The organism is Sphingomonas sp. Leaf20 (assembly GCF_001421535.1).
GTDB lineage: Bacteria > Pseudomonadota > Alphaproteobacteria > Sphingomonadales > Sphingomonadaceae > Sphingomonas.
The window spans coordinates 1,149,416-1,173,680 of the sequence record NZ_LMKN01000001.1; the positions used below are offsets into that span (position 1 = coordinate 1,149,416).

Below are 24,265 nucleotides of genomic sequence, written 5' to 3' on the forward strand. Positions count from 1 at the left end.
AGAAAGCGCTCGCGCGACACGCCCGTCATTTGGCCGTCGGTCGGTCCGGGGAATCGCAGCCACGCCGCAGCGGCGATCGGGGTCGAGCGTGGTCGCGCCCCGATCGGGGAATCACCCAGTTATTGAAAGACGCTGGGATCGAGCTGCAGCTGCGGACGCGGCGCAGGCGACGCGACGGGCAATGGCGGCTGCGAGACCGGCTTCAACTGCGCCTGCAACCCGCTCGCGGGATAGGACACCGGCGTCGCGCGCGGGGCCGGCGTCATGCCGGCCGGCGCGACGGGAACCGCGCCGTTGCTCGCGAACACCACGCGCTGCGTCGTCAGCGGCTGCGTCGCGGTGCCGCGCCACGCGTCGAACGCGCGATAGAAATCGGTGAAGGGCTGCTCGAGCATCGGCAGCCGCGTCGCCGCAAAGCTCGCGAGCATCGGCCCCGGCACGCTCGCGCCCTCCGCGAGCACGCGCCCCGCCGCCTGGCAGAACGCATCGCGCGACGGCGACTGGGAGAAGAAATTGTACAGCCGCGTCATCGAATCGTCGTAGCGATCCTGCCAGTCGCCGCCGCCCGCGCGATATTCCGCCGAATAGGTCGCCTCGGCCTTCGCCAGCACGGGCTTCTGCGCGGCGAGCATCGCGTTATACCCCGCGACGATCACCGCCTCGTCCGCCCCCCGACACGCCAGCGCGGCGACGTTGAGCGCGGCGCGCAGATGCCAGATCTTCGCCGATTCGGTCAGGTTGCGGTTCGGCGTCGGATAGGTGCCGTCGGCGAGCACCGCGGGGATCTTCATGCCCGGAAACGCACCCTTGGGGAGCGGCGCTGCGACCGGCACCGGCGCGACCGGCGTCGGCGCGGGCGCTGCGACCTCGACGGGTTTCGACGCGCACCCGGCGAGCAGGGCTGCGGTCACGGCTACCATCGCAAACTGACGCTTCATCGACTCAAGTCCTCGCTGTCCCCCGACAGATTCAGAACTGCCCCGATAAGGTTAACACGGTATAAACCCCGCGCACGCCCGCAACCCGAATGCGACGAATGGCATGATCGCAGCGGGTTATTGCAACAAATACCCCCCGGACCGCGTACCCGCCGTCAGGCCGCGCGCGCCTCCAGCGCCGACGCCGCCTGTGCCATCAGCTCGGCGATGATGTCCGCGACCGGCTCTTCCTTGGTGACCATGCCGACCGACTGGCCCGCCATCACCGATCCATGCTCGACATCGCCGTCGACCACCGCGCGGCGCAGCGCGCCTGCCCAGTAATGTTCGATCTGCAACTGCGCCTCGCCCATCGCCACGCGCCCCTCGTCGAGATGCCCCGCAACCTCGCGCTGCTTGGCCGAGAACAGCTCGCCCGCCGCATTCTTCAGCGCGCGCACCGGGATCACCGGCAGCCGCGCGTCGAGCTGGACGCTGGCGATCGCATCGCGCGCCGAGGCACGAATGAACGCCTTCTTGAAATTGGCATGCGCGATTGATTCGGTCCCGCAGACGAACCGCGTGCCGAGCTGTACGCCCGCCGCACCCATGTCGAGATAGCCCGCAATCGCCTCGCCGCGACCGATCCCGCCCGCGACGAACACCGGCACCAGCTCGGCGATCTCGGGCAGCATCTCCTGCGCCAGCACGCTCGTCGACACCGGGCCGATATGCCCGCCGGCCTCCATCCCCTCGATCACCAGCGCGTCGACGCCGCTACGGATCAGCTTCTTGGCCAGCGCCAGCGTCGGTGCGAAACAGATGACCTTTGCGCCGCCCGCCTTGATCGCCTCGAGGCTGCCCTTGGGCGGCAATCCGCCCGCCAGCACGACATGGCCGACCTTGTGCCGCGTGCACACCGCGATCAGCTCGACCAGGTCGGGATGCATCGTGATCAGGTTCACGCCGAACGGCTTGTCCGTCATCGCCTGCGTCGCGGCGATCTCGGCATCGAGCAACGCGGGCGTCATCGCCCCGCACGCGATCACCCCGAACCCGCCCGCATTCGAGATCGCGGAGACGAGATTGCGCTCGCTCACCCACGACATCGCCCCGCCAAGGATCGCGACCTCCGACCCGAGGAATGCGGCGCCACGCGCCATCCGGCGTTGCAGCCGCTCAGTACCGATCGTCATGCATACATTCCCGTCGCGATTACAGTCGTCATCCCAGCAACCGCCGGGATCTCCCCGTGATAGCATGCGCGCTCGCTGCCACCACACCCGTCATCCCAGCGAAAGCTGGGATCTCCCCGTGATAGCGCCCGTCCTCGCCCCACGAGACCCCAGCTTTCGCTGGGGTGACGGCGCGGTCGTAACGGCGTTGGTAGCCACGACGTCACCGACGGCGCCCAGACTCAAGCCGCATCCTCGGCGTCGAGCCCGTAAGCCGTGTGCAGCACGCGCACCGCCAGCTCGGTATAATCCTCTTCGATCAGCACGCTGACCTTGATCTCCGACGTCGCGATCGCCTGGATGTTGATCCCGCGTTCGCCGAGCGTCGTGAACATCGTCGAGGCGACACCCGCATGGCTGCGCATCCCGACGCCGACCACCGACACCTTGGCGACGCGCGTGTCGTGGACGAGGCTCGCGAAACCGATCGCGTCTTTCGCCTTGTCGAGCACGTCGAGCGTGCGCGCCAGATCCGCCGAGGGCACGGTGAACGTCACGTCGGTCGACCCCGTCGAATGCGCGACGTTCTGGACGATCATGTCGACGTTGATCCCCGCATCGGCGAGCGGCGCGAAGATCGCCGCGACCGATCCCGGGCGATCGCTGACCTGCGTCAGCGTGATCTTCGCCTCGTTCTTGTCATGCGCGATGCCGGTGATGAGCTGGCGTTCCATATCGTCGATTTCCTCTTCGCCCACGATCAGCGTGCCGCGGTGTCCGTCACTGGTATCGCCATCCTCGAACGAGGACAGCACGCGCACGCGCACATTCTCTTTCATTGCCAGGCCGACAGACCGCGTCTGCAGCACCTTGGCGCCGACGCTGGCGAGTTCCAGCATCTCCTCATACGTCACCTTGCCGAGTTTCCGGGCCCGCGGCACGATCCTGGGATCGGTGGTGTAGACGCCGTCGACATCGGTATAGATGTCGCAGCGATCGGCCTTCATCGCCGCCGCCATCGCGACCGCCGACGTATCCGACCCGCCGCGCCCCAGCGTCGTGACGCGCTGGCCTTCCGCGACGCCCTGGAATCCCGGGATCACCGCGACGACACCGTCCGCCAGACTCGCATCAAGCGCGACCGTGTCGATCTCGCCGATCCGGGCCGAGCCATGCGCGTCCGACGTGTTGATCGGCAGCTGCCACCCGAGCCAGCTGCGCGCCTTGCAGCCAGCCGCCTGCAACGCGATCGCGAGCAGCCCGCTCGTGATCTGCTCGCCCGCCGAGACGACAACGTCATATTCCTTCGCATCGTACAGCGACGACGCCTCGCGGCAGAAGCCGACCAGCCGGTCGGTCTCGCCCGCCATCGCGGAGACGACGACCGCGACCTCGTTGCCCGCATCGACCTCGCGCTTCACGCGCGCCGCGACGTTGCGGATACGTTCGATCCCGGCCATCGACGTCCCGCCGAATTTCATCACGATACGGGCCATGGGCAGCGTAAATCCCTTTGGGTCGAAGCGGCGGCCCTGATAGGTAGCGCGCATGATACTGGCAAGTGACCGCAACGTAAGCGCAACAATCGATCCGAAGGAAGCCGCGCATTTCGGCACGATGGCGGCCGACTGGTGGAACCCGAAGGGCTCGTCCGCACCGCTCCACCAGCTTAATCCGCCCCGCCTGCGCTACATCCGCGACCAGGTCGACGCGCACTGGCACGGCGACGGCGCGGGCTTCACCCCGCTCGCGGGCCGGACCGCGCTCGACGTCGGCTGCGGCGCGGGGCTGCTCTGCGAACCGCTCGCGCGGCTCGGCGCCAGCGTGACGGGTATCGACGCCGCGCCCGAAAATATCGCCGCGGCGGAGATCCATGCGGCGCAGAGCGGGCTCGCGATCGACTATCGCGCTGGCGGCGTCGAGGGGCTCGACGGCCGGTTCGATCTCGTCACCAGCCTCGAGGTGATCGAGCATGTCAGCGACCCTGCAGGCTTCGTCCGCGGCCTCGCGCGCGTGCTGGCAGAGGGCGGCCTGCTGATCCTGTCGACCCCCAACCGCACGCCGCTGTCGCGGCTCGCGATGATCACGATCGCGGAAGGCACCGGCCGCATCCCGCGCGGCACGCACGACTGGAACAAGTTCCTCACCCCCGACGAACTGACCGCCTTGCTGCGCGACGCCGGCCTGCGCGTCATCGACACGCGCGGGCTCGGCTTCTCACCGGCGACCGGGTTCACGCTCAGCGATTCGACCAGCCTCGACTATTTCCTGACCGCGGTAAAAGCCTGAGCCGTCTCTCCCCCACACCACCCCGGCGAAGGCCGGGGCCCAATTGGGAAGGCCGGGGTAACGCAGCGCTGAACCCGGCCATGACCGTCCCCCAATTGGGCCCCGGCCTCCGCCGGGGTGGGACCGAATAATGGAGCATAGCCCTCCCCACCCCCATTCGCTCGCGAAGGCGGGTGCCCAGACTGGACACCCGCCTTCGCGGGTGAACATCCTGTGGCTCGCGGCGCTGGCGATCCTCTACGTCACGCTCGCGCTCCTCCGCCCCGTCGACCATGACGAGAGCCAGTATGTCGCCGCGACCGTCCTCACCGCGCACGGGCTGCTCCCCTATCGCGACTTCGCCTATCTCCAGACCCCGCTCCAGCCCGTCCTCTTCGCGCCGATCGCGCTGTTCGCCGGCACGCTGACCTGGCCCGCCCTCCGCCTGACCAACGCGCTGCTCGGTCTCGCGGCCGTAGCGTTCGTCCACGCCGCCGCGCGCCGCGCCGGCGCGAGCCCGGCCATCGCCCGCACCTGCGCCGCGTTGTTCGCGACCACCGACATCCTGCTCTTCAGCATCGGCACCGCGCGCAACGACGCGCTCCCCGCCGCCTGCCTCGCCGCCGCGCTCTGGCTGATCGCGCGTTCCGGCCACGACCGGCGCACCGCGCTCGCGATCGGCCTGCTGCTCGCCGCAGCGACCGCCGCGAAGATCTCCTACGCCTTCCCCGCCGCCGCCTACGGCCTCTACGCGCTCGCCCGTCCGCCCCACCGCCCCTGGCTCGTCGCGCTCGGCGCGCTCCCGGTCGCCGCGTTCGTCACCTGGACCGTCACGCTCTCGCCCGAGGGCTTCCTGTTCGGCACCATTCATTTCCCCGCAGCGGCACCCGCAGAATTCTACGCCGACCGCCCCTGGAAACTCTCGCTCGCCGCCAAGCTCGTCGACACGCTCAAGTTCATGGCGCTTGGCGCAGCGCTGCCCGCCGCCCTGTTCGCCGTGCGCGCCGCCATCCACCGCCGCCGCGCAGCGCCGTTCGATCTGCTCGCGTTCGCCGGGCTCGTCGCCGCGCTGCTGCCCGTGCCGACGTGGCGCCAGTATCTCCTGCCGATGCTCCCGCCGCTGTTCGTCGCGCTCGCCATCCTCTGGCAGGCCAGCCCCCCGGCGCGCGGCTGGCGGATCGCACTGGGGGTATTCGCGCTGCTCGGCCTGAGCCCGACGATCGCAGCGTTGCTCGAACCCGGCCGCCTCTCGCTCGCCAGCGCGCTCCGCGAAGGGGCGATCCTCAGGGCGACGCTCGACACACACCGCATCACCGGTCCGATCGCCACCTTGTCGCCCGAAATCCTGCCCGCGACCGGCCGCCTCCCCGATGCGCGCTTCGCCGCGGGCCCCTTCTATTTCCGCAGCCGCACGCTGCTCGACGAAGCTGCCGAGCGCCGCCTCCACGTCGTCGCGCGCGACAGGATGGACTTCGCCCCCGGCACCCCCATCCTGACCGGCGCGGAAAACGCCGCGACCGCGGGCGACCCCGCGCTCGACGCCGCGCTCGCTGCCGCGGGCGGCCGGGCCATTCCCGTCCCCGGCACGCGCTTCCGCCTCTATCTCACGCCGCCAGCCGCCGCTTCGCCGCCAGCAGCCCCGCATAATAGTCGACCAGTTCCACCGCATGCTCGCGGTCGGACCGGACATGCGCCGCCGCAACCACCGCCGCACGCCTGAGCATCGCCCGGTCGCACGCATGGAGCCGCGCGATCGCCTCCGCCGCGGACACCGCATCGCGCGCCGCATACAGCGCACTCGCGCGAGCGTCGGCGACCTCCGCGCAGCCCCCCGTATCGGGCACGATCAGCGGCAGTCCCGACGCCATCGCCTCCGACGCGACCAGCCCGAACGGCTCGGCCTCCGACCCGTGGATCAGCGCGTCGCAGCTCGCCATGATCCGCGCCAGCCGCTCGCGGTCATAGACCGGCGCGAACATCCGCATGTGCGGCGATCCGCCGATCCGCCGCGCGATCGTCGCGCTCTGGCTGCCCGTGCCGAGCAGGATCAGCCCGATCGGCAGCGTGGTTCCCGCGCGCGCGACAGCGTCGACGACCAGCGGCCACCGCTTCTCGCCGTGGTGCCGCCCCAGTCCCAGCAACAGCATCCCCTCGTCGGGCAGTCCGCATTGCCGGAGCAGCCGCCGCCGCAGATCCTCGTCGCGCAGCTCGGGCGAGAAATGCCCGCGCTCGATCCCCAGCGGCATCGCCGCATCGATCCGCACCCCGCGCGCGCGCAACCGTTTCTCGAGCGCCGGCCCGTTGGTGACGACCGTGTCGAACTTCGCGAGAAACCGCCCCATATAGCGGCTGTACCAGGCAAAGCCCTGCTCGATCCGCTCATGGCTCGCCAGGCCTGCGAACCAGCGCTGCGCATAGGCGGCGATATTGTCGTTGTGCATGAAGAACGCCTTCAGCACGTCCCGCCCCGCCGGCGGCTGCCAGTCCCCGACGAACCAGGCGGGGCGCCACGGCGAACAGCATTCGACGACGTCGGGATCGAGCGCGTCGAGCACGCGGTGGATCGCCTCGCGGTCCCAGAACAGCCCGTAATTGCGGTCGAACGGCATCCCCGGCGACTTGAGATAGATCACGCGCCCGCCGCCCGGCCGCTCTTCGACCCGGTCCTCGCGCCCTGGCGCGACGACGATCAGCTCGTGCCCCAGATCGGCGAGGATCCCCATCTTGCGATCGACATAGGTGCGAACCCCGCCACCCGTCGGCGAGTAGAATTCGTTGACGTCGACGATCCGCATGTCAGCCGCCCCACATCGTCAATCACCCGGGATCGGCGCGAACCCGCCAAGCCCGCGCAGATATTGCGCGCGGATCGCGACATGCGTCACGCCCGTCCCGACCTCGACCAGCGCCTGCTCGACCTTCGGCCGCGATCGGCCCAGCCTGTCGCCCTTGGCGAACCCTGCGCCATCCGACCAGAAGCTGAACTTGTTCTTGCCGTCGCGGTCGTGCGTGAACAGCAGCGCATAGCGCCCGGGCCGCGGTACCGCGATGCACAGCACCGTCGGGCCGCTCGCGGGTGCCGCGACGCTGACGCGCCGGAACGTCTTGCCCGCGGCGATCAGGTCGCGGTCGTCATCGAGGAAATCGGCCTCGGTCGGCGGATAGAGCTCGAGCTTCAGATTGCCCTTTCGATCCTTCAGCCCGGTGATCGTCGCCTCGATCGCCGATCCGCCGCCGCGCTGGCACGCCGCCGCATCGCTGCCGAGCAGCTGTGCCTCCGCCGCGACCGGGATCATCGCCCCCAGCATGCCTCCCGCCAGCCCCACGACCGTCACCGCCGCCATCCTGAACCGCATCATCCGCGCGCCCTCGTCGCCACCGCATGCGCGCTGAATAGGATGATCAGCACGACATGCACCAGCAGCGTCAGCGCCGCGGTGAACGCGATCAGCTCGGACAGCGCCTGGTCCTGCCCGATCAGCAGGATCGCGAAATTGGCGAACAGCAGGTCCTTGTTCGGCACCAGCGGCAACCGCGACACGAGCAGCCGCCCCGCGGCGAGGAACAGCCACATCGCGATCGTCACGTCCGGCATCGCGAAATGCCACGCGAGCGCGATCAGCAGCGACCCGCACATCAGCCGGATGCAGTGGATCATGAACACCCACCACAAGGTCGCGCGCGGCAGCGAGAAGACGCGCCGCGAGAAGATCAGGAATGGCAACGAGATCGCGAAGGTGATCCCTGCGGACCCCAGCACCGTCCGGAACATCTCGGGCGGCAACAGCTCGCGGCTCAGCGGCAGCGCGATCGCCACCATCGCCAGCGTGATGCCGTTGCCCGCGATCGCCGACAGGATCGTGACGTCCTTCACCGCGCCGAACGGCGACGCCACCATCTGCGCCTTCGCCCGCGCCCAGGCATAGAAATACGCGTCACCCGAATAGCCGAACACCACCTCGTTCGCGATCCGCTTCTTGATCAGCGCGACCAGCCCCGCGACGGGTATCCCCCAGAGTCGGCGGAAGATGACATAGTCCCCGGTCGGCGGCGACATGTAGAGCAGCGCGAAACACAGGTAGAATCGCGGATCGGACGGGACCGAGCGCGACAGGCCGGCCAGTCCGTTCCCAAACAGTTCGCGCGCCAGCCCGCCGATCATCGCGAGCGTCAGCACCGCGCCGATGATCGCGGGCCAGCGGCTGCGGAACGTCTTGAGCGGCTCGAGCCCGGCGATGTCCCCCCGCTCGGACTCCGCGCCGAGGATCATCTGGCCGCCGCCCCCGGAGGGAAAGCCCGTCATACGCGTACGCATCGATCGATCCTCGACTTGACCCGCGCACCCGGCACACCCGGGCAGCCCACGCGGCGCCAATAGCCGCCCCGTCAGGCCGTTGCACGTGAAGATCGCGTCACCCGCCGCACCCCGCCGTCATCCTGCCGAAAGTGGCTCGCGGGCGCACGGCGGCATAGCCCCGCAAGCCCTTGATCACGCCCGCGGACGCGGCAGGCGTTCGCCGAGCCCGCACGCTCTCGCCATTTCCCCCCGATCACGCCATCACGCGCCGATGGCGACCGCGCATCACATCCTGACCTATGCCGAGACGCTGTCGGGCGGCGGCGTCGAACGCGCGCAATTGCGGCTCGCGCGCGGCTGGATCGCGCTTGGGCGTCGCGTCACGCTCGTCATCGGCGATCCGACCGGCCCGCTCGCGGCCGAGATCCCGCCCGGGCTCGAGCTGATCACCGGCGCGGCGCGTGCGCTTCCGACGATCATCCGCACTCTCGCGCCCGACATCGTCTTCTGTCCGGGCAATCACTATACGGGGATCGCGGCGTGGATCCGCATCGCGTTGCGCGGCGCCTGCCCGCCGATCGTCGCCAAGATGTCCAACGCGCCCGATCGCGGCGATCACGGTCCCGTCCTGCGTGCCGCGCACCGGTTCTGGCTCGCGCGTCACGCCCGGTTTCTCGATCACCTCGTCGCGATGACCCCCGCGACCGCCGCGGAGGCCGCCGCCGCGACGCGCATGCACGGCCGCGTCAGCGTCATCCCCAACCCGCCGGCCCTGTCCAGTCCGGCCCCGTCCGGTCCGGCCGCACCGGATCTGCCGTTACCGCCCCGCTTCATCCTCGGCGTCGGACGGCTCGAACCACAGAAGCGCTGGGACCGCCTGATCGCCGCGCTGGAGCGGATCGCCGACCGCGACACCGCGCTCGTCATCCTCGGCGAAGGCACGCTCCGCCCCGCGCTCGAGGCGCAGGTCCGCTCGCTCGGCCTCGACGGACGCGTCCATCTCCCCGGCCATGTCGCCGACCCGCTGTCGGTCATGCGCCGCGCACGCGTGGTGGCGCTGACGTCCACGTTCGAAGGCGTGCCGGGTGTGCTGCGCGAGGCGCTGTCGGTGGGCACGCCCGTCGTCGCGACCGACTCGAGCAGGGCGATCCCCGAGATCGTCGACACCGCGTCGCGCGGCACGATCGTCCCGCGCGACGATCCCGATGCGCTCGTCGCCGCGCTCGATGCGTGGCTCGCGCCGGATGCGCCGCGTCCGCTTCCCGTGCCGCAACCCGGCGCCACCGCGGCCGCGCGTTATCTCGCGCTCTTCGATTCGCTCGTCATGTCGCCCCAGCGGCCCCTGCCGCGTCCTCTTTAGCGTCCGCTGCCGCCTTCTCATCCTCGCGATCCGACCGACGCTCCAGCGCGGTCTTGAGCATCGCGGTCATCGGGTCGGCCAGCGCCAGCCCGAGGATCCCGAACAGCGCGCTGGCGAGAATCTGCGCACCCAGCGTCAGCGCAGGCGGCAGGTCGACGGTCCGCTTGGCGACCATCGGCACGATCACGTATCCGTCGATCGTCTGCACGACTAGATAAGTGCCGATCGCCCAATAGCCGGTGTCGACGCCCGCGCTGAACCCGACCGAGACCATCAGCACGCCCGTCACGATCGCGCCGATATTGGGAATGAACGCGAGGATCCCCGCGATGATGCCGAGCAGCATCGCCATCGGCACGCCCCCGATCGCCAGCGCGATACCCGTCGCGATGCCCTCGACCGCCATGCCGAGCAGCCGCCCGGCGAGCAGCCGCCGCATCGTGTCGCCCATCTTGACCATCGTCCGCGCGAACTCGTCGCGCAGGTCGATCGGCACCATCCATTGCAGCCCGCGCGAATAGGTCCCGGGATCCATCGCGATGAACAGGCCGAGCACGAGGATCATGAACAGGCTGGTCAGCGCGCCGATCGCGGTGCCGACCCATGAGGTCACGCGTCCGACCGATCCCAGCGCCTCCTTGACGATCCCGTTGACGTCGGACGCGCCCGGCATCAGCCCCTGCGTCGCGAGAAAGCTCGTGAAACGGGTGGCCTGCTGCTCGAGCGTCGAGCGCAGCTGCGTCGCCTGCTCGGTGACCTGCACCCCCGTCAGATAGAAGGTCCCGATCAGGAATGCGGCGACGCAGACGACGACGATCAGCAGCCGCCAGCCGCGCCCGATCGGCAACACGCGCCCGAGCAACCGGACGCCGCCGTCGAGCAGCGACGCGAACACGATCGCGGCGAAGATCAGCAGCAGCGGCTGGACGAGCACGATCGCCAGCGCGATCAGGCAGGCGAGCCCCAGCCAGATCGACGCGCGCTTGGTTTCCCTGCGCACGAACGGATCGCGCATCTCGACCGGGCTGGCCTCGTCGACGCGCGTCGTCACGCGGGCATCCTCGGCCATCTCAGTTGGCAGCGGCTGGATGCAGCGACGTGCCCGCGCGGTCCGATCGCAACGATCCCCACCAGGTCAACGGGTTGAGTGTCGCATCGCCATCGAGGCTGAAGGTGATGAATTCGGCACGACCGCCGAGATTCTCGTACGGTACCGGCCCGCCCAGCCCGAGCTGCGTCAGCGCGAACCGGCTGTCCGCCGACCGATCGCGGTTGTCGCCCATCAGGAAGACATGGTCCGCGGGGATCGTGATCGGGCCATAATCGTCGCCCGGGCTCCACCCCAGCTCGATCGTGTCGTAACGCCGGCCGTTGGGCAGCGTCTCGGTCACCGTCGGCAGGCGACAGATCATCGCGCCGTTCGCGCGCTTCTCGAGCGCGCCCGGATACTCGTCCTCGCTGCACGGGCTGTTGGTGTCGACCGGGATCAGCGTGTCGTGCATCGGCCCGCGCTTCACCGGCACGCCGTTCAGGATGACCGCGCCGCCGCGCACCTCGAGCCGGTCGCCCGGCAGGCCGATCACGCGCTTGATGTAATCATTGTGCGTCCCCGGCGGCGTCACGATCACGACGTCGCCGCGCGTCGGCAGCGATCCGAACAGCCGCCCCTTGATGAACGGCATCTGCACGCTCCAGCTCTCCTCGGGCTGGCGCAGCACCACGCTCTTGAAGATGGCGAGCGGGTCGGGGATCGTCGGCGACACGAACGACCAGCCATAGGCGAACTTGGTCACGACCAGCCGGTCGCCGATCCGAAGCCCCGGCAGCATCGACTCGCTCGGGATATAGAATGGCTTGGCGATGAAGCTGTGAAAGCCCAGCACGACCAGGATCAGCCAGAAGATCCCCTTGACCTCGCCCCACCAGTCGGTGCCGCGCCGCTGTGGCGCCGCGGGGCCGACGGGCGGCGGAACGTCGCTGTTCGACGGCGTGGCGGGTGCCACCCCGACCTGCTTTTCGAGCGACTCATTGCCGTCCAACGCCGCTTCCTTCATCGATTCATATCCGCGGATAACAGGGGTATCGCTTCGATCACCACGAAAGCCTGCGCCCAGGGATGATCGTCCGTCATGGTCAGGTGTACGCGCGCGGCGTGGCCTTCGGGGGTCAACGCGTCAAGCCTCGCCTTGGCCCCGCCCGTCAGCGCAAGCGTCGGCGCACCGCTCGCGGCGTTGACGACGCCGATGTCCTTCATGAAGACGCCCGCGCGGAACCCGGTGCCGACCGCCTTGGAGAACGCCTCCTTCGCGGCAAACCGCTTGGCGAGCGTCCCCGCCTTGGTGAACGGCCGCCGCGCCGCCTTGGCCAGCTCCACCTCGGTAAATACGCGCCGCTCGAACCGCTCGCCGAACCGCGCGACCGACGCCGCAATCCGCTCGATATTGCACAGGTCCGACCCCAGCCCGATGATCATCGCGACGCCTGGAGTCGGAAGAAAAGATGTGCTCTCGCGAAGGCGCGAAGGCGCGAAGCAAGCGGGAGACGCGAGCCCAAGGCGATCTTCAGACTCGTCGCGCCATCGCGCCTTCGCGTGAACAAACCTTCCAGACTACCGCGCCGCATCCATCGCCTCGCGCATCGTCCGAACCGCCTCGCCCAGCCCGACGAACAGCGCCTCGCCCACGAGGAAATGCCCGATGTTGAGTTCGCGCACCTGCCGGATCGCCGCGATCGGCGCGACATTGTCAAAGGTCAGCCCATGCCCGGCATGCACCTCGATGCCGTTCTTCGCCGCGAGCGCCGCCGCATCCATCAGCCGCCGCAACTCCGCGGCGCGCGCTTCGCCCGCGACCTCGGCATATAATCCCGTGTGCAACTCGATCACCGGCACGCCAAGCCGCACCGCGGCCTCGATCTGCCGCGCATCGGGCTCGATGAAGAGCGACACGCGGATCCCCGCGCCGCCCAGCGTGTCGACGAGCCGCGCCATCCGGTCATAATGCCCCGCGACGTCGAGCCCGCCCTCGGTGGTCAGTTCCTCGCGTTTCTCTGGCACGATGCACGCGGCATGCGGCCGGTGCCGCAGCGCGATGCTCAGCATCTCGTCGGTCGCCGCCATTTCCAGGTTCAGCGGGATCGACAGTTCGGCCGACAGCCGGGCGATATCGTCGTCGGTGATATGGCGCCGGTCCTCGCGCAGATGCGCGGTGATCCCGTCCGCGCCCGCCTGCGCCGCGACCAGCGCCGCGCGCACCGGATCGGGATACCCCGCACCGCGCGCGTTCCGGACGGTCGCGACGTGGTCGATATTGACGCCGAGGCGCAGGTCGCGGCTCATGCGGCGGCCCTGCTGCCCGGCTTGATCGCGGGGATCGCCGCTAGTTCGGGCGGCAGCGCGTCGGCGGCATAGGTCGGCACGTCGAGCCGGATCAGCGGGAAGAACGGCACGCCCAGATCGGCCGCGCCGCTCGACCGGTCAACCAGCGCCGCTGCGGCGACGGTCACGCCGCCGGCCCGGCCGATCGCCGCGATCGCCTCCTTCGACGACAGCCCGGTCGTGACCACGTCCTCCATCATCAGCACGCGCTGTCCGGGCGCAAGCCGGAACCCGCGGCGAAGCTCGAACACGCCGTCGGGCCGTTCGAGGAACATCGCCTCCACCCCCAGCGCGCGCGCCATCTCGTGTCCGCAGATGACGCCGCCCATCGCGGGCGACACCACCGCGCTGATCGATGCGCGCAGATCGTCGGGTATCCGGGCGACCAGCGCCTCGGCGAGCCGCGCGCCGCGCCGCGGATCCATCAGCACGCGCGCACATTGCAGATAGCGCGAACTCCGCAGCCCCGAGGACAGGATGAAATGCCCCTCGAGCAACGCCTCGGCAGCGCGGAATTCGGCGAGCACATCGTCTTCGGTCATCGCAGGTCGTCGCTCCAAACTATCCTGCGCTGATACGAGCGGAGCAGGGCCCACGCAACGGCCCCGCGCGGCCGCGCACGCGTCATCGTGACGAAAGTCGGCGCGCCGGGGCCATGCGAACCCTCCCGAATACGACGTTCGTGACCTGCCTAACGCACCGGCCTGCAACGACAAATCACACAAACCCCGCACCTGCCGACGCACTGGGCTTGAGGCATTTGGTTCCGCGGCCTATAGCCAATGGTCAAAATGATAAGCAGACATCCGCGCGTCCGTGGTACGGGTTCGCAGTAAACCGGGGTCAAGAAAAACGATGCGCATACTGGGGATGAGAGGATTGGCGATGGCAGCAGGGCTCGCAATGGCGAGTCTTGGTGGTGTCGCAGGGTACGCCGCACCGGCGCCGCAGGCGGCTGCCGCCGATGCCGCACCGGCGGGCGCTGCCCAGGCCACGCCTGACGCGGCGGCCCCGGCACCGCAGGCCGCAGCAGGCCCCGCGGGCGTGTCGAACACCGCCCCGACCACCGCTGCCGCGACACCGACCGCCGATCCGGCAAGCCCCGCGCTCGCCGTCGACGGCGCCTATGGGCTGACCGCGACGCCTGGCGTCGGCCAGCCGACCCCGGGGGTCGTCGGGCTCCAGCCGCAGGTTACAAAGAACGGTGTGTTCGCGCACTGGATGCACAATGCGATCCTGATGCCGACGATCACCGCAGTCTCGCTGCTGGTGCTCGCTTTGCTGTTCTGGGTGGTGTTCCGCTATCGCCGCGCCGCCAACCCGGTGCCGTCGAAGACCAGCCACAACACCGTGATCGAGATCATCTGGACGCTCGCGCCGGTCATCATCCTCGTGCTGATCGCGGTGCCGTCGATCGGGCTGCTCTCCGCACAGTTCAAGCCCGCGCCCGCGGGTGCGGTGACGATCAAGGCGATCGGCAACCAGTGGTACTGGACCTACCAGTATCCGGATAACGGCGGCTTCGAAGTCACCGCGAACATGCTCAAGGAAGCCAAGGACGTCGGCGCGGGTGAACGCGCGCGCACCGATGCAGACGGCCCCCGCCTGCTCGCGACCGACAACCGCATCGTCCTGCCGGTCGGCGTGCCGATCCGCCTGATCACGACCGCGAACGACGTCATCCACAGCTGGGCGGTCCCCGCCTTCTGGATCAAGCTCGACGCGATCCCGGGTCGCCTGAACGAGACCAGCTTCACGATCGACAAGCCGGGCCTGTATTTCGGCCAGTGCTCCGAGCTGTGCGGCGCACGCCACGCCTTCATGCCGATCGCGGTCGAGGCCGTCTCGCCCGCACAGTTCGCGGCGTGGGTCCGCGCCAAGGGCGGCACGATGCCCGCCCCGGGCAAGGCATCCGACAAGGTCATCCCGCAGCCCGGCGCCGACGGCTCCGCGGCGAAGGTCGAGGAGGCGGAGGATACCGCCAACGCCACCGGCCCCGTCGAGAACGTGACGACCCCCGCCAACGCAACCGCCCCTGCCACGACGCAGGGCGCCACCTCCAATCCGGCCGGCGCCGGTAACGCGGGACAGTAAGATGACCGACACCGCTCTCAACCCGTCGGCATTCGTTGCCCATGATGCGCACGAGCATCACCACGATGCCGATCACAAGCCCGGTTTCTTCGCGCGTTGGTTCATGTCGACCAACCACAAGGACATCGGCACGCTCTATCTGATCTTCGCGATCGTCGCGGGGATCATCGGCGGCTCGGTCTCGGGCCTCATGCGCGCCGAGCTCGCCGAGCCCGGCATCCAGTATCTGCAGGGCTGGGCCGGCATGCTCCATGGCGGCAGCGCCAGCCTCGACGAATCGCTCCACCTCTGGAACGTGCTCATCACCGCGCACGGCCTGATCATGGTGTTCTTCATGGTCATGCCGGCGATGGTCGGCGGGTTCGGCAACTGGTTCGTGCCGATCATGATCGGCGCGCCCGACATGGCGTTCCCGCGCATGAACAACGTGTCGTTCTGGCTGCTGATTCCCGCCTTCACGCTGCTGCTCGCCTCGCCGTTCTTCGGTGGCGCCGGCAATGGCTGGACGCTCTACGCCCCGCTCTCGACCTATGGCGAGCCCGGGCCGTCGACCGACATGGCGATCCTCGCGCTCCATCTCGCCGGTGCGTCGTCGATCCTCGGCGCGATCAACTTCATCACGACGATCTTCAACATGCGCGCGCCGGGCATGACGTTGCACAAGATGCCGCTGTTCGTGTGGTCGATGCTCGTCACCGCGTTCCTGCTGCTGCTCGCGCTCCCGGTCCTCGCGGCCGCGATCACGATGCTGCTGACCGATCGCAACTTCGGCACGACCTTCTTCGATCCCGCCGGCGGCGGCGATCCCGTCCTCTACCAGCATCTGTTCTGGTTCTTCGGCCATCCCGAAGTCTACATCATGATCCTGCCGGGCTTCGGCATTGTCAGCCAGATCATCTCGACGTTCAGCCGCAAGCCCGTCTTCGGCTATCTCGGCATGGCCTATGCCATGGTCGCGATCGGCGTGGTCGGCTTCGTCGTCTGGGCGCACCACATGTTCACCACCGGCCTGTCGGTGAACACCAAGATGTACTTCACCGCCGCGACGATGGTCATCGCGGTCCCCACCGGCATCAAGATCTTCTCGTGGATCGCGACGATGTGGGGCGGGTCGATGACCTTCAAGACGCCGATGGTGTGGTCGATCGGCTTCATCTTCATGTTCACCGTCGGCGGCGTGACCGGCGTCGTGCTCGCCAATGGCGGCATCGACGATTACATGCAGGACACCTATTACGTGGTGGCGCATTTCCACTACGTGCTGAGCCTCGGCGCGGTGTTCTCGCTGTTCGCGGGCTTCTACTACTGGTTCCCGAAGATGTCGGGCAAGATGTACAACGAGTTCCTCGGCCAGCTCCACTTCTGGGTGTTCTTCATCGGCGTGAACGTCATGTTCTTCCCGATGCACTTCCTCGGGCTCCAGGGCATGCCGCGCCGCTATCCGGACTATCCCGACGCCTACGCGCACTGGAACTATGTCGCGACGGTGGGCTACATGATCATGGCCGCAGGCATGGCGATCTTCTTCGTCAACCTGATCTGGTCGCTGATCGCGGGCAAGAAGGCGGCGGACAATCCGTGGGGCGAAGGCGCCACGACGCTCGAATGGACGATCTCGTCGCCCCCGCCCTATCACCAGTTCGAGACGCTCCCGAAGATCGACTAAGGCGGATCAGGGCATAAAGCCCCCGCCCGGCCGGCGCGGCAAAGCCGCGTCCGACGACACGGGACTAGCTCCCGTGTCGGGGCCAGTCAGGACAAAGAACGCCTCGGGGAAACCCGGGGCGTTTTTCATTTCCAGCCCCCCCCGTCATCCTGACGAAAGTCAGGACCCAGAGCCACGCACGCCCCGGCCTCCCGGAAAATCCGTCCCACCCCGGCACGCCCGGAAATCCCCCGCTAGCCAAACCACCCCGGCGTCCCCACACAGGGCGGATGCCCACCCGTCAGCATCTCGCCGCCACGATTCTCGGCCTCACGCTCGCCGGCGGCACCGCGATCGCGCTGACCGGCGCGCGCCCCGTCACCGCCGCGCCCGATCCCGCCTCGCCGCGGATCGCGCCGAAAGCCCGCCCCGCGCCGGCCGCGGCCACCGCGCCCGCCCAGAGCCCTGCCCCAAATCCCGCCCCCGACCCCGCCGCCTACACCGTCAAGCGCATCCTCCAGATCCCCGGCCCGATGCGGCAGGGCGATCATTACTGGGACGAGACCGGCGCGCCCCTGGGCCCCGTCGTCGTCACCGTCGACCTTGCCGCGCAGACCGTCTCGGTCTTCCGCGCCGGCTACGAGATCGGCACCGCGGTCATCATCTACGGCGCCGACGACAAGCCGACCCCGCTGGGCGTCTTCCCGATCACGCAGAAGGACGCGGATCACGTGTCCAACCTCTACAATGCGCCGATGCCGTACATGCTGCGGCTGACCAATGACGGCATCTCGATCCATGGCAGCGAGGTCGGCGACGGCTATGTCACGCATGGCTGCATCGGCGTGCCCAGGGCGTTCGCGAAACGGATCTTCGACGCGGTGAAGCTCGGCGACCGGGTGATCGTCACGAACGGCGAACGGCTCGATCTGGGCCAGCCGATCACCGCCGCCTGATCGCCGGCCGGCCGGGCACCATACCCGGTCTTCGATTTATCGCGCCGAACCATGGCTTTCCCCCGAGGCCCCGGTCGCGTATAGCCGTCCGCAATCATGACCACCGCGACGCCCCTGCTTCCCCCCGCCGAATGGCGCGACTTCCTGGCGCTGACCAAGCCGCGGGTGATGACGCTCGTCGTGTTCACCGGGCTGTGCGGCATGCTCGCCGCCCCCGTCGGCATCCATCCCGTGATCGGTTTCACCGCGATCCTGTGCATCGCGCTCGGCGCGGGCGCGGCGGGTGCACTCAACCAATGGTATGAATCCGATATCGACGCGGTGATGCGCCGGACGCAGAAGCGCCCGCTCCCCGCGGGCCGGATGGACCGTCAGGCCGCGCTGCATTTCGGCGTCGGGCTCGCGAGCTTCTCGGTCCTGCTGATGGGGCTCGCGGTCAACATCGCCGCGGCCGCGATCCTGACCGTCTCGATCCTGTTCTACGTGCTCGTCTACACCGTCTGGCTCAAGCGCCGCACGCCGCAGAACATCGTCATCGGTGGTGCGGCGGGCGCGTTCCCGCCGCTGATCGGCTGGGCCGCGGCGACGGGCGACGTCGCGCTGCTCCCGCTGCTGCTGTTCGGTCTCGTCTTCCTGTGGACGCCGCCGCATTTCTGGGCGCTCGCGCTGTTCGTGAAGACCGATTACGCCAATGCGGGCGTGCCGATGCTCCCCGTCGTCGCGGGCGAGCGCGTCACGCGGACGCAGATCGGCCTCTACACCATCCCGATGGCCGCCGCCGCGGTGCTCCCCTGGCCGCTTGGCCTTGTCGGCAATTTCTACGGCGTGGTCGCGACCGTCCTGACGGGCATCTTCGCCTGGCTGGTGGTCGTCGTCGCGACGCGCACGACCGGCGCCGACGACGCGATGAAGCCCGAGCGGCGGCTGTTCAAATATTCGATCCTGTATCTCTTTGCGATGTTCGGCGCGCTCGTCGTCGATAGGTGGCTGGCATGAACGACGACAAGACCCGCGAAGACCTGATCCGCCGCCGCCAGAATGGCCGCGCCAGGGTCATGGCGCTGCTGCTCGGCGCGTTCGTCATCCTCGTCTTCGCCATCTCGATCGCCAAGATCCAGGCGGGGATGCCGCACTGATGCGCATCGAACGCACGACGCGGACCGCGCTGCTCGCGGTGCTCGGCATCTGCTTCATGACGGGTCTCGCCTTTGCCAGCGTGCCGCTCTACCGCCTGTTCTGCCAGGTGACGGGGCTCAACGGCACGACGCAGCGCGGTCTCGCCGCGCCCGGCGCGACCGATCGCCAGATCCGCGTCGATTTCGATGCCAATGTCAGTCCCAAGCTGCCGTGGAAGTTCGCGCCCGAGAACCCGTCGGACACGATCGCGGTCGGGGCGCGCGACATGGCGTTCTTCACCGCGACCAACACGTCGAACCGCCCGGTCACCGGCACCGCGACGTTCAACGTCACGCCCGCGCAGGCCGGCAAATATTTCACCAAGATCCAGTGTTTCTGCTTTACCGAGCAGACGCTGAAACCCGGCGAGACCGCGCGGATGCCGGTGATCTTCTTCGTCGATCCGAAGATCCTGAAGGATCCCGACGCGGCAGATATCCAGACGATCACGCTCAGCTACACGTTTTACCCGGTGGATTCCGCGAAAGACGCAAGCTAGGACAGCCGTTAAAGAGAATAGGGGAGTTACATGGCCGGCGCCAAGAACCACGATTATCACATTCTTCCCCCCAGCGTCTGGCCCCTGGTCGGTTCGATGTCCGCGCTCGTGATGGCGGTCGGCGGCATCATGTGGATGCATGGCGGCCATGTCGACAAGCCCAATGGCGGTGGCTGGATCTTCTTCATCGGCCTCGCAGGCCTGCTCTTCACCTTCTACAGCTGGTGGGCGCAGGTCATCGCCGAGGCACGCGCGGGCGACCACACCCCCGTCGTCCAGCTCCATTTCCGCTACGGGATGATCCTGTTCATCGCCTCCGAGGTCATGTTCTTCGTCGGCTGGTTCTGGGCGTTCTTCGACTTCTCGCTGTTCCCGACCGCGATGACGATCGTCGATGGTCAGGTCGAACGCGCGGTCGAGGGTGCGGCCGCGGTCGCCGCACAGTGGCCGCCAAAGGGCCTCACTGTCATCAACCCGTTCGAGCTTCCGCTGCTCAACACGCTGATCCTGCTGACCTCGGGCACCACCGTCACCTGGGCGCACCATGCGCTGATCCACAACCAGCGCGGCGGCGAGAAGACCGGGCTGTGGGGCATGATCGGCGTCGGCAACCGCGACGGCGTGCTCAAGGGGCTCTGGCTGACCGTCATCCTCGGCGCGCTGTTCAGCGCGATCCAGGCCTATGAGTATGTCCACGCACCGTTCCCGTTCAAGGGGATCAACTTCGGCGCGGCGTTCTTCATGGCGACCGGGTTCCACGGCTTCCACGTGCTCATCGGCACGATCTTCCTGATCGTCTGCCTCGTGCGCGCCTATAAGGGCGACTTCACCCCGCGCCAGCATTTCGGCTTCGAAGCCGCCGCCTGGTACTGGCATTTCGTCGACGTCGTCTGGCTGTTCCTGTTCGTCACCGTCTATGTCTGGGGCGGCTGGGGCGCCCCCGTCCACGGCGGTTGAGCACCGCCCGCTCCATTCCTGCCCTCCCCCCCGGCGAAGGCCGGGGCCCAACTGGGAAGGCCGCGGTAACGAAGCGCTGCCGTCCGTTACCCCCGTCCCCCAATTGGGCCCCGGCCTCCGCCGGGGTGGTAACGAGCAGCGACACGCCCGCCCTCCCCAATCTGTTCTCCCGCGAAGGCGGGAGCCCAGCCTGGCTCCCCGCCTTCGCGGGGAGACACACCGGGCAAAGCGACCACGCATGACCGAAGACCCCTACCCCCTCGCCGCGGCCCCGCCCGTCGCGCAGGTCGCGCTCAAGGGCCTGTGCCCGCGCTGCGGCAAGCCCACGCTCTTCGCCAGATGGGCCGAATTCGCCGAGCGCTGTCCGAATTGCGGCCTCGACTTCAGCAAGTTCAACGTCGGTGACGGCCCTGCCGCGTTCCTGACGCTGATCCTCGGTGCGATCGTCGTCGCGCTCGCGATCACGCTCGAGCTGACGCTGCACCCGCCGCTCTGGCTGCACATGCTGGTCTGGATCCCGTTCACCGCCGGGGGCGTCATCCTGTCGCTCCGCGCCGCCAAGGGTGCGCTCATGTCCGCCGAATATCGCAACGCCGCGCGCGAGGGCCGCAGCCAGCCGTGACGACGACCCGGCGTTTCCCCGTCCTCCCGACTCTGCTCGTCACGCTTTCGGTCGCGGCGATGATCGCGCTCGGCCTGTGGCAGCTGCTCGACCGCCTCCCGAAGAAGGAGGCGTTCCTAGCCCAGCTCGCCGCCAACCCCGCGCGTCCGCCGATGGCGTTCCCGAGTTTCCCCGACGAGACGCTGCTGTTCCGCCGCGCGACGGGCGTCTGCCTCGAGCCGACCGCGATTCGCCTCGCCGGCGCGGGCAAGGCGGGGTTCCGCGTCATCGCCGACTGCCGCACCGGCGCCGAGGGCCCCGGCATGATCGTCCAGCTCGGCACCACGCGTGATCCCAAGCTCAAGCCGCAATGGCCGGGCGGCCCGGTCTCGGGCTATATCACCCACGCTCCCGACGGCCGCTCGCTGATCGGTTCGCTGTTCGACCGCACCCCGGCGCGGCTGATGCTCGTCGCCGACACGCCACCCGCCGGCCTCGCCCCCAACGGCAAGCCCGACCTCGAAGCGGTCCCGAACAACCACCTCGCCTATGCCGGCCAGTGGTTCTTCTTCGCCGCCATCGCCGCGATCATTTATGTCCTGGCACTGGGCAGGCGCGGCAAACTTGTGTCGAAAGCTGCGTCCCGCTAACCGGCTTGGCCATGCGTTACATCAGCACCCGCGGCTCGGCCCCCGTCCTCGATTTCGAAGCGGCGACGCTCGCCGGTCTCGCATCCGATGGCGGGCTCTACCTCCCCGAGACATGGCCGACGATGACCCGCGACGAGATCGCCGCGCTCGCGGGCCTCTCCTATGTCGACACCGCGGTCGCCGTCATGGCGCCGTTCGTCGGCGACGCGATGAGCCGCGACGAGCTGAAGGCGCTCTGCGACCAGGCCTATGGCCGTTTCTCGCACGCCGCGGTCGTCCCGCTGGTCCAGCTCGACCACGACCAGTGGCTGCTCGAACTCTTCCACGGCCCGACGCTCGCGTTCAAGGACGTCGCGCTCCAGCTGCTCGGCCTCTTCTTCGAGCGCTTCCTTGCAGGGACCACCAAGCGCCTGACGATCGTCGGCGCGACCAGCGGCGACACCGGCTCGGCCGCGATCGACGCGGTCGCGGGGCGCGAGGGCATCGACATCTTCATGCTCCACCCCGCAGGCCGCATCTCGGAGGTGCAGCGCCGCCAGATGACGACGGTGCTCAGCCCCAACGTCTACAACATCGCGATCGAAGGCAGCTTCGACGACGCGCAGGCGCTCGTGAAGGCGATGTTCAACGATCCCGCCTTCTCCGACCGGTTCGCGCTGTCGGCGGTCAACTCGATCAACTGGGCGCGGCTGATGGCGCAGGTCGTGTATTTCTTCTACGCCGCGATCCGCCTCGGCGCGCCCGACCGCGAGGTCGCCTTCTCCGTCCCGACCGGCAATTTCGGCGACGTCTTCGCGGGCTATGTCGCCGCGCGGATGGGCCTCCCCGTCGCGCGGCTGGTGGTCGCGACCAACGTCAACGACATCCTCCACCGCGCGCTCAGCAGCGGCGACTATTCGAAGAGCGGCGTCGAACAGACCCCGACCCCGTCGATGGACATCCAGGTCAGCTCGAACTTCGAACGCCTGTTGTTCGACCTCGGCGGCCGCGACGGCGCCGTTCTCGCCACACAGATGGCCGGCTTCGAATCCTCGGGTTCGATGCGCCTCACCAACGCGCAGTCGCAGGGTGCCGCCGCGCTGTTCCAGAGCGACCGCGTCGATCTCGACGACATGACGCTCGCGATGCGCTGGGCGCACGAGCATGCCGGGCAGGTGATCGACCCGCACACCGCGATCGGCCTCGCCGCCGCGCTGCGCACCGAGGTGCCGCCAGGCACCCCGATCGTCACGCTCGCGACCGCGCATGCCGCCAAGTTCGGCGACGCGGTCGAGCGCGCCACCGGCGTCCGCCCCTCGCTGCCGGCACGCGTCGGCGACCTGTTCCAGCGCGAGGAACGCTACGTCACCTTGCCTGCGACCTTCGACGCGATCACCGCCTACATCGCCGACCGTGCAAAGCCGTCGGCATGAAGACGCTCGACACGCTCATTGGCGAACCCTGGGCCGATTACGGCCTGATCGATTCCGGCCACGGCAAGAAGCTCGAACGCTATGGCCGCTTCCGCTTCATCCGCCCCGAACCCCAGGCGATGTGGGCGCCCGCCTCGACCGACTGGAAGGCGCAAGGCGAGTTCGTTCCCGGCTCGGACGAGGATGGCGGCGGCCGCTGGGAGTTCTCGGAGCCCGTCCCCCGCGAGGGCTGGACGCTCAAGTGGAACGAGGTGTCCTACACCGCGCAGACCACGCCCTTTCGCCATCTCGGCTTCTTCCCCGACATGGCGCCGGTGTGGAGCTGGATGCGCGAGCGCGTCGCGGGGCTCGACAGCCCCGAATGCATGAACCTGTTCGGCTATACCGGCGTCGGCACGCTCGCGATGGCGACCAAGGGCGTCCGCATGGTCCATGTCGATGCATCGAAGAAATCGGTCGAGGCGGCGAAGGCCAATGCGCGCCTGTCGGGCATGGCCGACGCGCCGATCCGCTGGATGACCGACGACGCCGCCAAGTTCGTCGCGCGCGAGGTTCGCCGCGGCCGTCGCTATGACGGCATCCTGCTCGACCCGCCCAAATATGGCCGCGGTCCCGAGGGTGAGGTCTGGCGGCTCGAGGAGGACTTGCCCCGCCTCATCGCCGACTGCCGCAAGCTGCTCGACGAGAATTCGCGCTTCCTGTTCCTCACCGTCTACGCGGTCCGCATGTCCGCGCTCGCGATCGGCGAACTGCTTAACCAGGTCTTTGCCGATCTGCCCGGCAAGGTCGAGGCCGGCGAACTCGGCGTCCGCGAGGAAACCCGCGGCCTCACGCTCCCCACCGCCATCTGGGCCCGCTGGTCCCGCGACTGACGCGGGACCC

25 protein-coding genes are annotated in these 24,265 nt (G+C 68.7%); 14 read left to right on the plus strand and 11 right to left on the minus strand.

Annotated elements, in window-relative coordinates; translation table 11 throughout:
* Positions 1-119: 119 nt before the first annotated feature.
* The 3 genes from ASE72_RS05215 to ASE72_RS05225 all read right to left on the minus strand — a co-directional run bounded on the left by ASE72_RS05215 (position 120) and on the right by ASE72_RS05225 (position 3,588).
* Positions 120-938 carry a hypothetical protein gene (locus ASE72_RS05215; RefSeq protein ID WP_056017518.1) on the minus strand — a complete coding sequence of 273 codons (819 nt, stop codon included), beginning with the start codon at positions 936-938 and terminating at the stop codon, positions 120-122.
* 155 nt (positions 939-1,093) lie between these two features.
* The gene (locus tag ASE72_RS05220; protein ID WP_235532241.1) at positions 1,094-2,113 is read right to left on the minus strand and encodes an NAD(P)H-dependent flavin oxidoreductase; all 1,020 of its coding nucleotides are present in this window, start codon (positions 2,111-2,113) and stop codon (positions 1,094-1,096) included.
* Between the two features lie 221 nt (positions 2,114-2,334).
* Positions 2,335-3,588, minus strand: a complete 1,254-nt coding sequence (locus ASE72_RS05225) for an aspartate kinase (protein WP_031440023.1) — start codon at positions 3,586-3,588, stop codon at positions 2,335-2,337.
* A 52-nt stretch (positions 3,589-3,640) separates the two neighbouring features.
* Here ASE72_RS05225 and ubiG point away from each other — a divergent pair, with 52 nt between their 5' ends.
* Both ubiG and ASE72_RS19550 read left to right on the plus strand, forming a co-directional pair.
* The gene (gene ubiG / locus ASE72_RS05230) at positions 3,641-4,381 is read left to right on the plus strand and encodes a bifunctional 2-polyprenyl-6-hydroxyphenol methylase/3-demethylubiquinol 3-O-methyltransferase UbiG (RefSeq protein WP_082445791.1); all 741 of its coding nucleotides are present in this window, start codon (positions 3,641-3,643) and stop codon (positions 4,379-4,381) included.
* A 202-nt stretch (positions 4,382-4,583) separates the two neighbouring features.
* Positions 4,584-6,080 (plus strand): DUF2029 domain-containing protein, encoded by a 1,497-nt coding sequence (locus ASE72_RS19550; protein ID WP_200916164.1) that lies wholly within the window; start codon positions 4,584-4,586, stop codon positions 6,078-6,080.
* On the opposite strand, the gene ASE72_RS05235 is transcribed toward ASE72_RS19550, so the two are convergent.
* From ASE72_RS05235 to ASE72_RS05245, 3 genes are read right to left on the minus strand one after another with little or no spacing between them, the layout of a single operon-like run.
* Positions 5,965-7,155 (minus strand): glycosyltransferase, encoded by a 1,191-nt coding sequence (locus ASE72_RS05235; protein ID WP_056017521.1) that lies wholly within the window; start codon positions 7,153-7,155, stop codon positions 5,965-5,967. The genes ASE72_RS19550 and ASE72_RS05235 overlap by 116 nt on opposite strands.
* Positions 7,156-7,173: 18 nt before the next feature.
* Complete coding sequence (locus ASE72_RS05240) at positions 7,174-7,719, minus strand: DUF2141 domain-containing protein (RefSeq protein ID WP_056017524.1); 546 nt, start codon at positions 7,717-7,719, stop codon at positions 7,174-7,176.
* Positions 7,716-8,630 (minus strand): hypothetical protein, encoded by a 915-nt coding sequence (locus tag ASE72_RS05245; protein WP_056019022.1) that lies wholly within the window; start codon positions 8,628-8,630, stop codon positions 7,716-7,718. Before ASE72_RS05245 ends, ASE72_RS05240 begins: the two co-directional genes overlap by 4 nt.
* A 298-nt stretch (positions 8,631-8,928) precedes the next feature.
* Here ASE72_RS05245 and ASE72_RS05250 point away from each other — a divergent pair, with 298 nt between their 5' ends.
* Positions 8,929-10,017, plus strand: a complete 1,089-nt coding sequence (locus tag ASE72_RS05250) for a glycosyltransferase (protein WP_056017527.1) — start codon at positions 8,929-8,931, stop codon at positions 10,015-10,017.
* On the opposite strand, the gene ASE72_RS05255 is transcribed toward ASE72_RS05250, so the two are convergent.
* The 5 genes from ASE72_RS05255 to pyrE all read right to left on the minus strand — a co-directional run bounded on the left by ASE72_RS05255 (position 9,980) and on the right by pyrE (position 13,935).
* Positions 9,980-11,086 carry an AI-2E family transporter gene (locus ASE72_RS05255; RefSeq protein ID WP_056017530.1) on the minus strand — a complete coding sequence of 369 codons (1,107 nt, stop codon included), beginning with the start codon at positions 11,084-11,086 and terminating at the stop codon, positions 9,980-9,982. The genes ASE72_RS05250 and ASE72_RS05255 overlap by 38 nt on opposite strands.
* A gap of 1 nt (position 11,087) precedes the next feature.
* A complete protein-coding gene (gene lepB, locus ASE72_RS05260; protein ID WP_082445792.1) occupies positions 11,088-12,071 on the minus strand; it encodes a signal peptidase I in 984 nt (327 codons plus the stop codon).
* Complete coding sequence (acpS, locus tag ASE72_RS05265) at positions 12,068-12,490, minus strand: holo-ACP synthase (RefSeq protein WP_056017532.1); 423 nt, start codon at positions 12,488-12,490, stop codon at positions 12,068-12,070. Before acpS ends, lepB begins: the two co-directional genes overlap by 4 nt.
* A 135-nt stretch (positions 12,491-12,625) precedes the next feature.
* Positions 12,626-13,354 carry a pyridoxine 5'-phosphate synthase gene (locus tag ASE72_RS05270; protein ID WP_056017535.1) on the minus strand — a complete coding sequence of 243 codons (729 nt, stop codon included), beginning with the start codon at positions 13,352-13,354 and terminating at the stop codon, positions 12,626-12,628.
* Positions 13,351-13,935 carry an orotate phosphoribosyltransferase gene (gene pyrE / locus ASE72_RS05275; protein ID WP_056017541.1) on the minus strand — a complete coding sequence of 195 codons (585 nt, stop codon included), beginning with the start codon at positions 13,933-13,935 and terminating at the stop codon, positions 13,351-13,353. Before pyrE ends, ASE72_RS05270 begins: the two co-directional genes overlap by 4 nt.
* Before the next feature lie 343 nt (positions 13,936-14,278).
* Between pyrE and coxB the strand changes: the two genes are divergently transcribed.
* From coxB to ASE72_RS05325, 11 genes are all read left to right on the plus strand, one after another.
* On the plus strand, positions 14,279-15,487 hold the full coding sequence (gene coxB / locus ASE72_RS05280) for a cytochrome c oxidase subunit II (protein WP_235532242.1): 1,209 nt from the start codon (positions 14,279-14,281) through the stop codon (positions 15,485-15,487).
* Between the two features lies 1 nt (position 15,488).
* Entirely contained in the window at positions 15,489-17,153 is a 1,665-nt protein-coding gene (gene ctaD / locus ASE72_RS05285; protein WP_056017547.1) for a cytochrome c oxidase subunit I, read from the plus strand.
* A 269-nt stretch (positions 17,154-17,422) separates the two neighbouring features.
* Positions 17,423-18,088 carry a L,D-transpeptidase family protein gene (locus tag ASE72_RS05290; protein ID WP_056017549.1) on the plus strand — a complete coding sequence of 222 codons (666 nt, stop codon included), beginning with the start codon at positions 17,423-17,425 and terminating at the stop codon, positions 18,086-18,088.
* A 96-nt stretch (positions 18,089-18,184) separates the two neighbouring features.
* Positions 18,185-19,084: a heme o synthase gene (locus ASE72_RS05295; RefSeq protein ID WP_056017552.1), complete on the plus strand. Its 900-nt coding sequence runs from the start codon at positions 18,185-18,187 to the stop codon at positions 19,082-19,084.
* Positions 19,081-19,224, plus strand: coding sequence for a hypothetical protein (locus ASE72_RS20620; protein WP_200916166.1), 144 nt, complete (start codon positions 19,081-19,083; stop codon positions 19,222-19,224). Before ASE72_RS05295 ends, ASE72_RS20620 begins: the two co-directional genes overlap by 4 nt.
* Complete coding sequence (locus tag ASE72_RS05300) at positions 19,224-19,763, plus strand: cytochrome c oxidase assembly protein (protein WP_056017555.1); 540 nt, start codon at positions 19,224-19,226, stop codon at positions 19,761-19,763. The genes ASE72_RS20620 and ASE72_RS05300 overlap by 1 nt, the downstream gene beginning before the upstream one ends.
* A gap of 30 nt (positions 19,764-19,793) precedes the next feature.
* Positions 19,794-20,720, plus strand: coding sequence for a cytochrome c oxidase subunit 3 (locus ASE72_RS05305; protein ID WP_056017558.1), 927 nt, complete (start codon positions 19,794-19,796; stop codon positions 20,718-20,720).
* Positions 20,721-20,958: 238 nt separating this feature from the next.
* A complete protein-coding gene (locus ASE72_RS05310) occupies positions 20,959-21,342 on the plus strand; it encodes a DUF983 domain-containing protein (protein ID WP_056017561.1) in 384 nt (127 codons plus the stop codon).
* Positions 21,343-21,401: 59 nt separating this feature from the next.
* Positions 21,402-21,971, plus strand: coding sequence for an SURF1 family cytochrome oxidase biogenesis protein (locus ASE72_RS05315; protein WP_056019029.1), 570 nt, complete (start codon positions 21,402-21,404; stop codon positions 21,969-21,971).
* 11 nt (positions 21,972-21,982) lie between these two features.
* Entirely contained in the window at positions 21,983-23,383 is a 1,401-nt protein-coding gene (gene thrC / locus ASE72_RS05320) for a threonine synthase (RefSeq protein WP_056017564.1), read from the plus strand.
* Entirely contained in the window at positions 23,380-24,255 is an 876-nt protein-coding gene (locus ASE72_RS05325; protein ID WP_056017567.1) for a class I SAM-dependent methyltransferase, read from the plus strand. Before thrC ends, ASE72_RS05325 begins: the two co-directional genes overlap by 4 nt.
* Positions 24,256-24,265 lie beyond the last annotated feature (10 nt).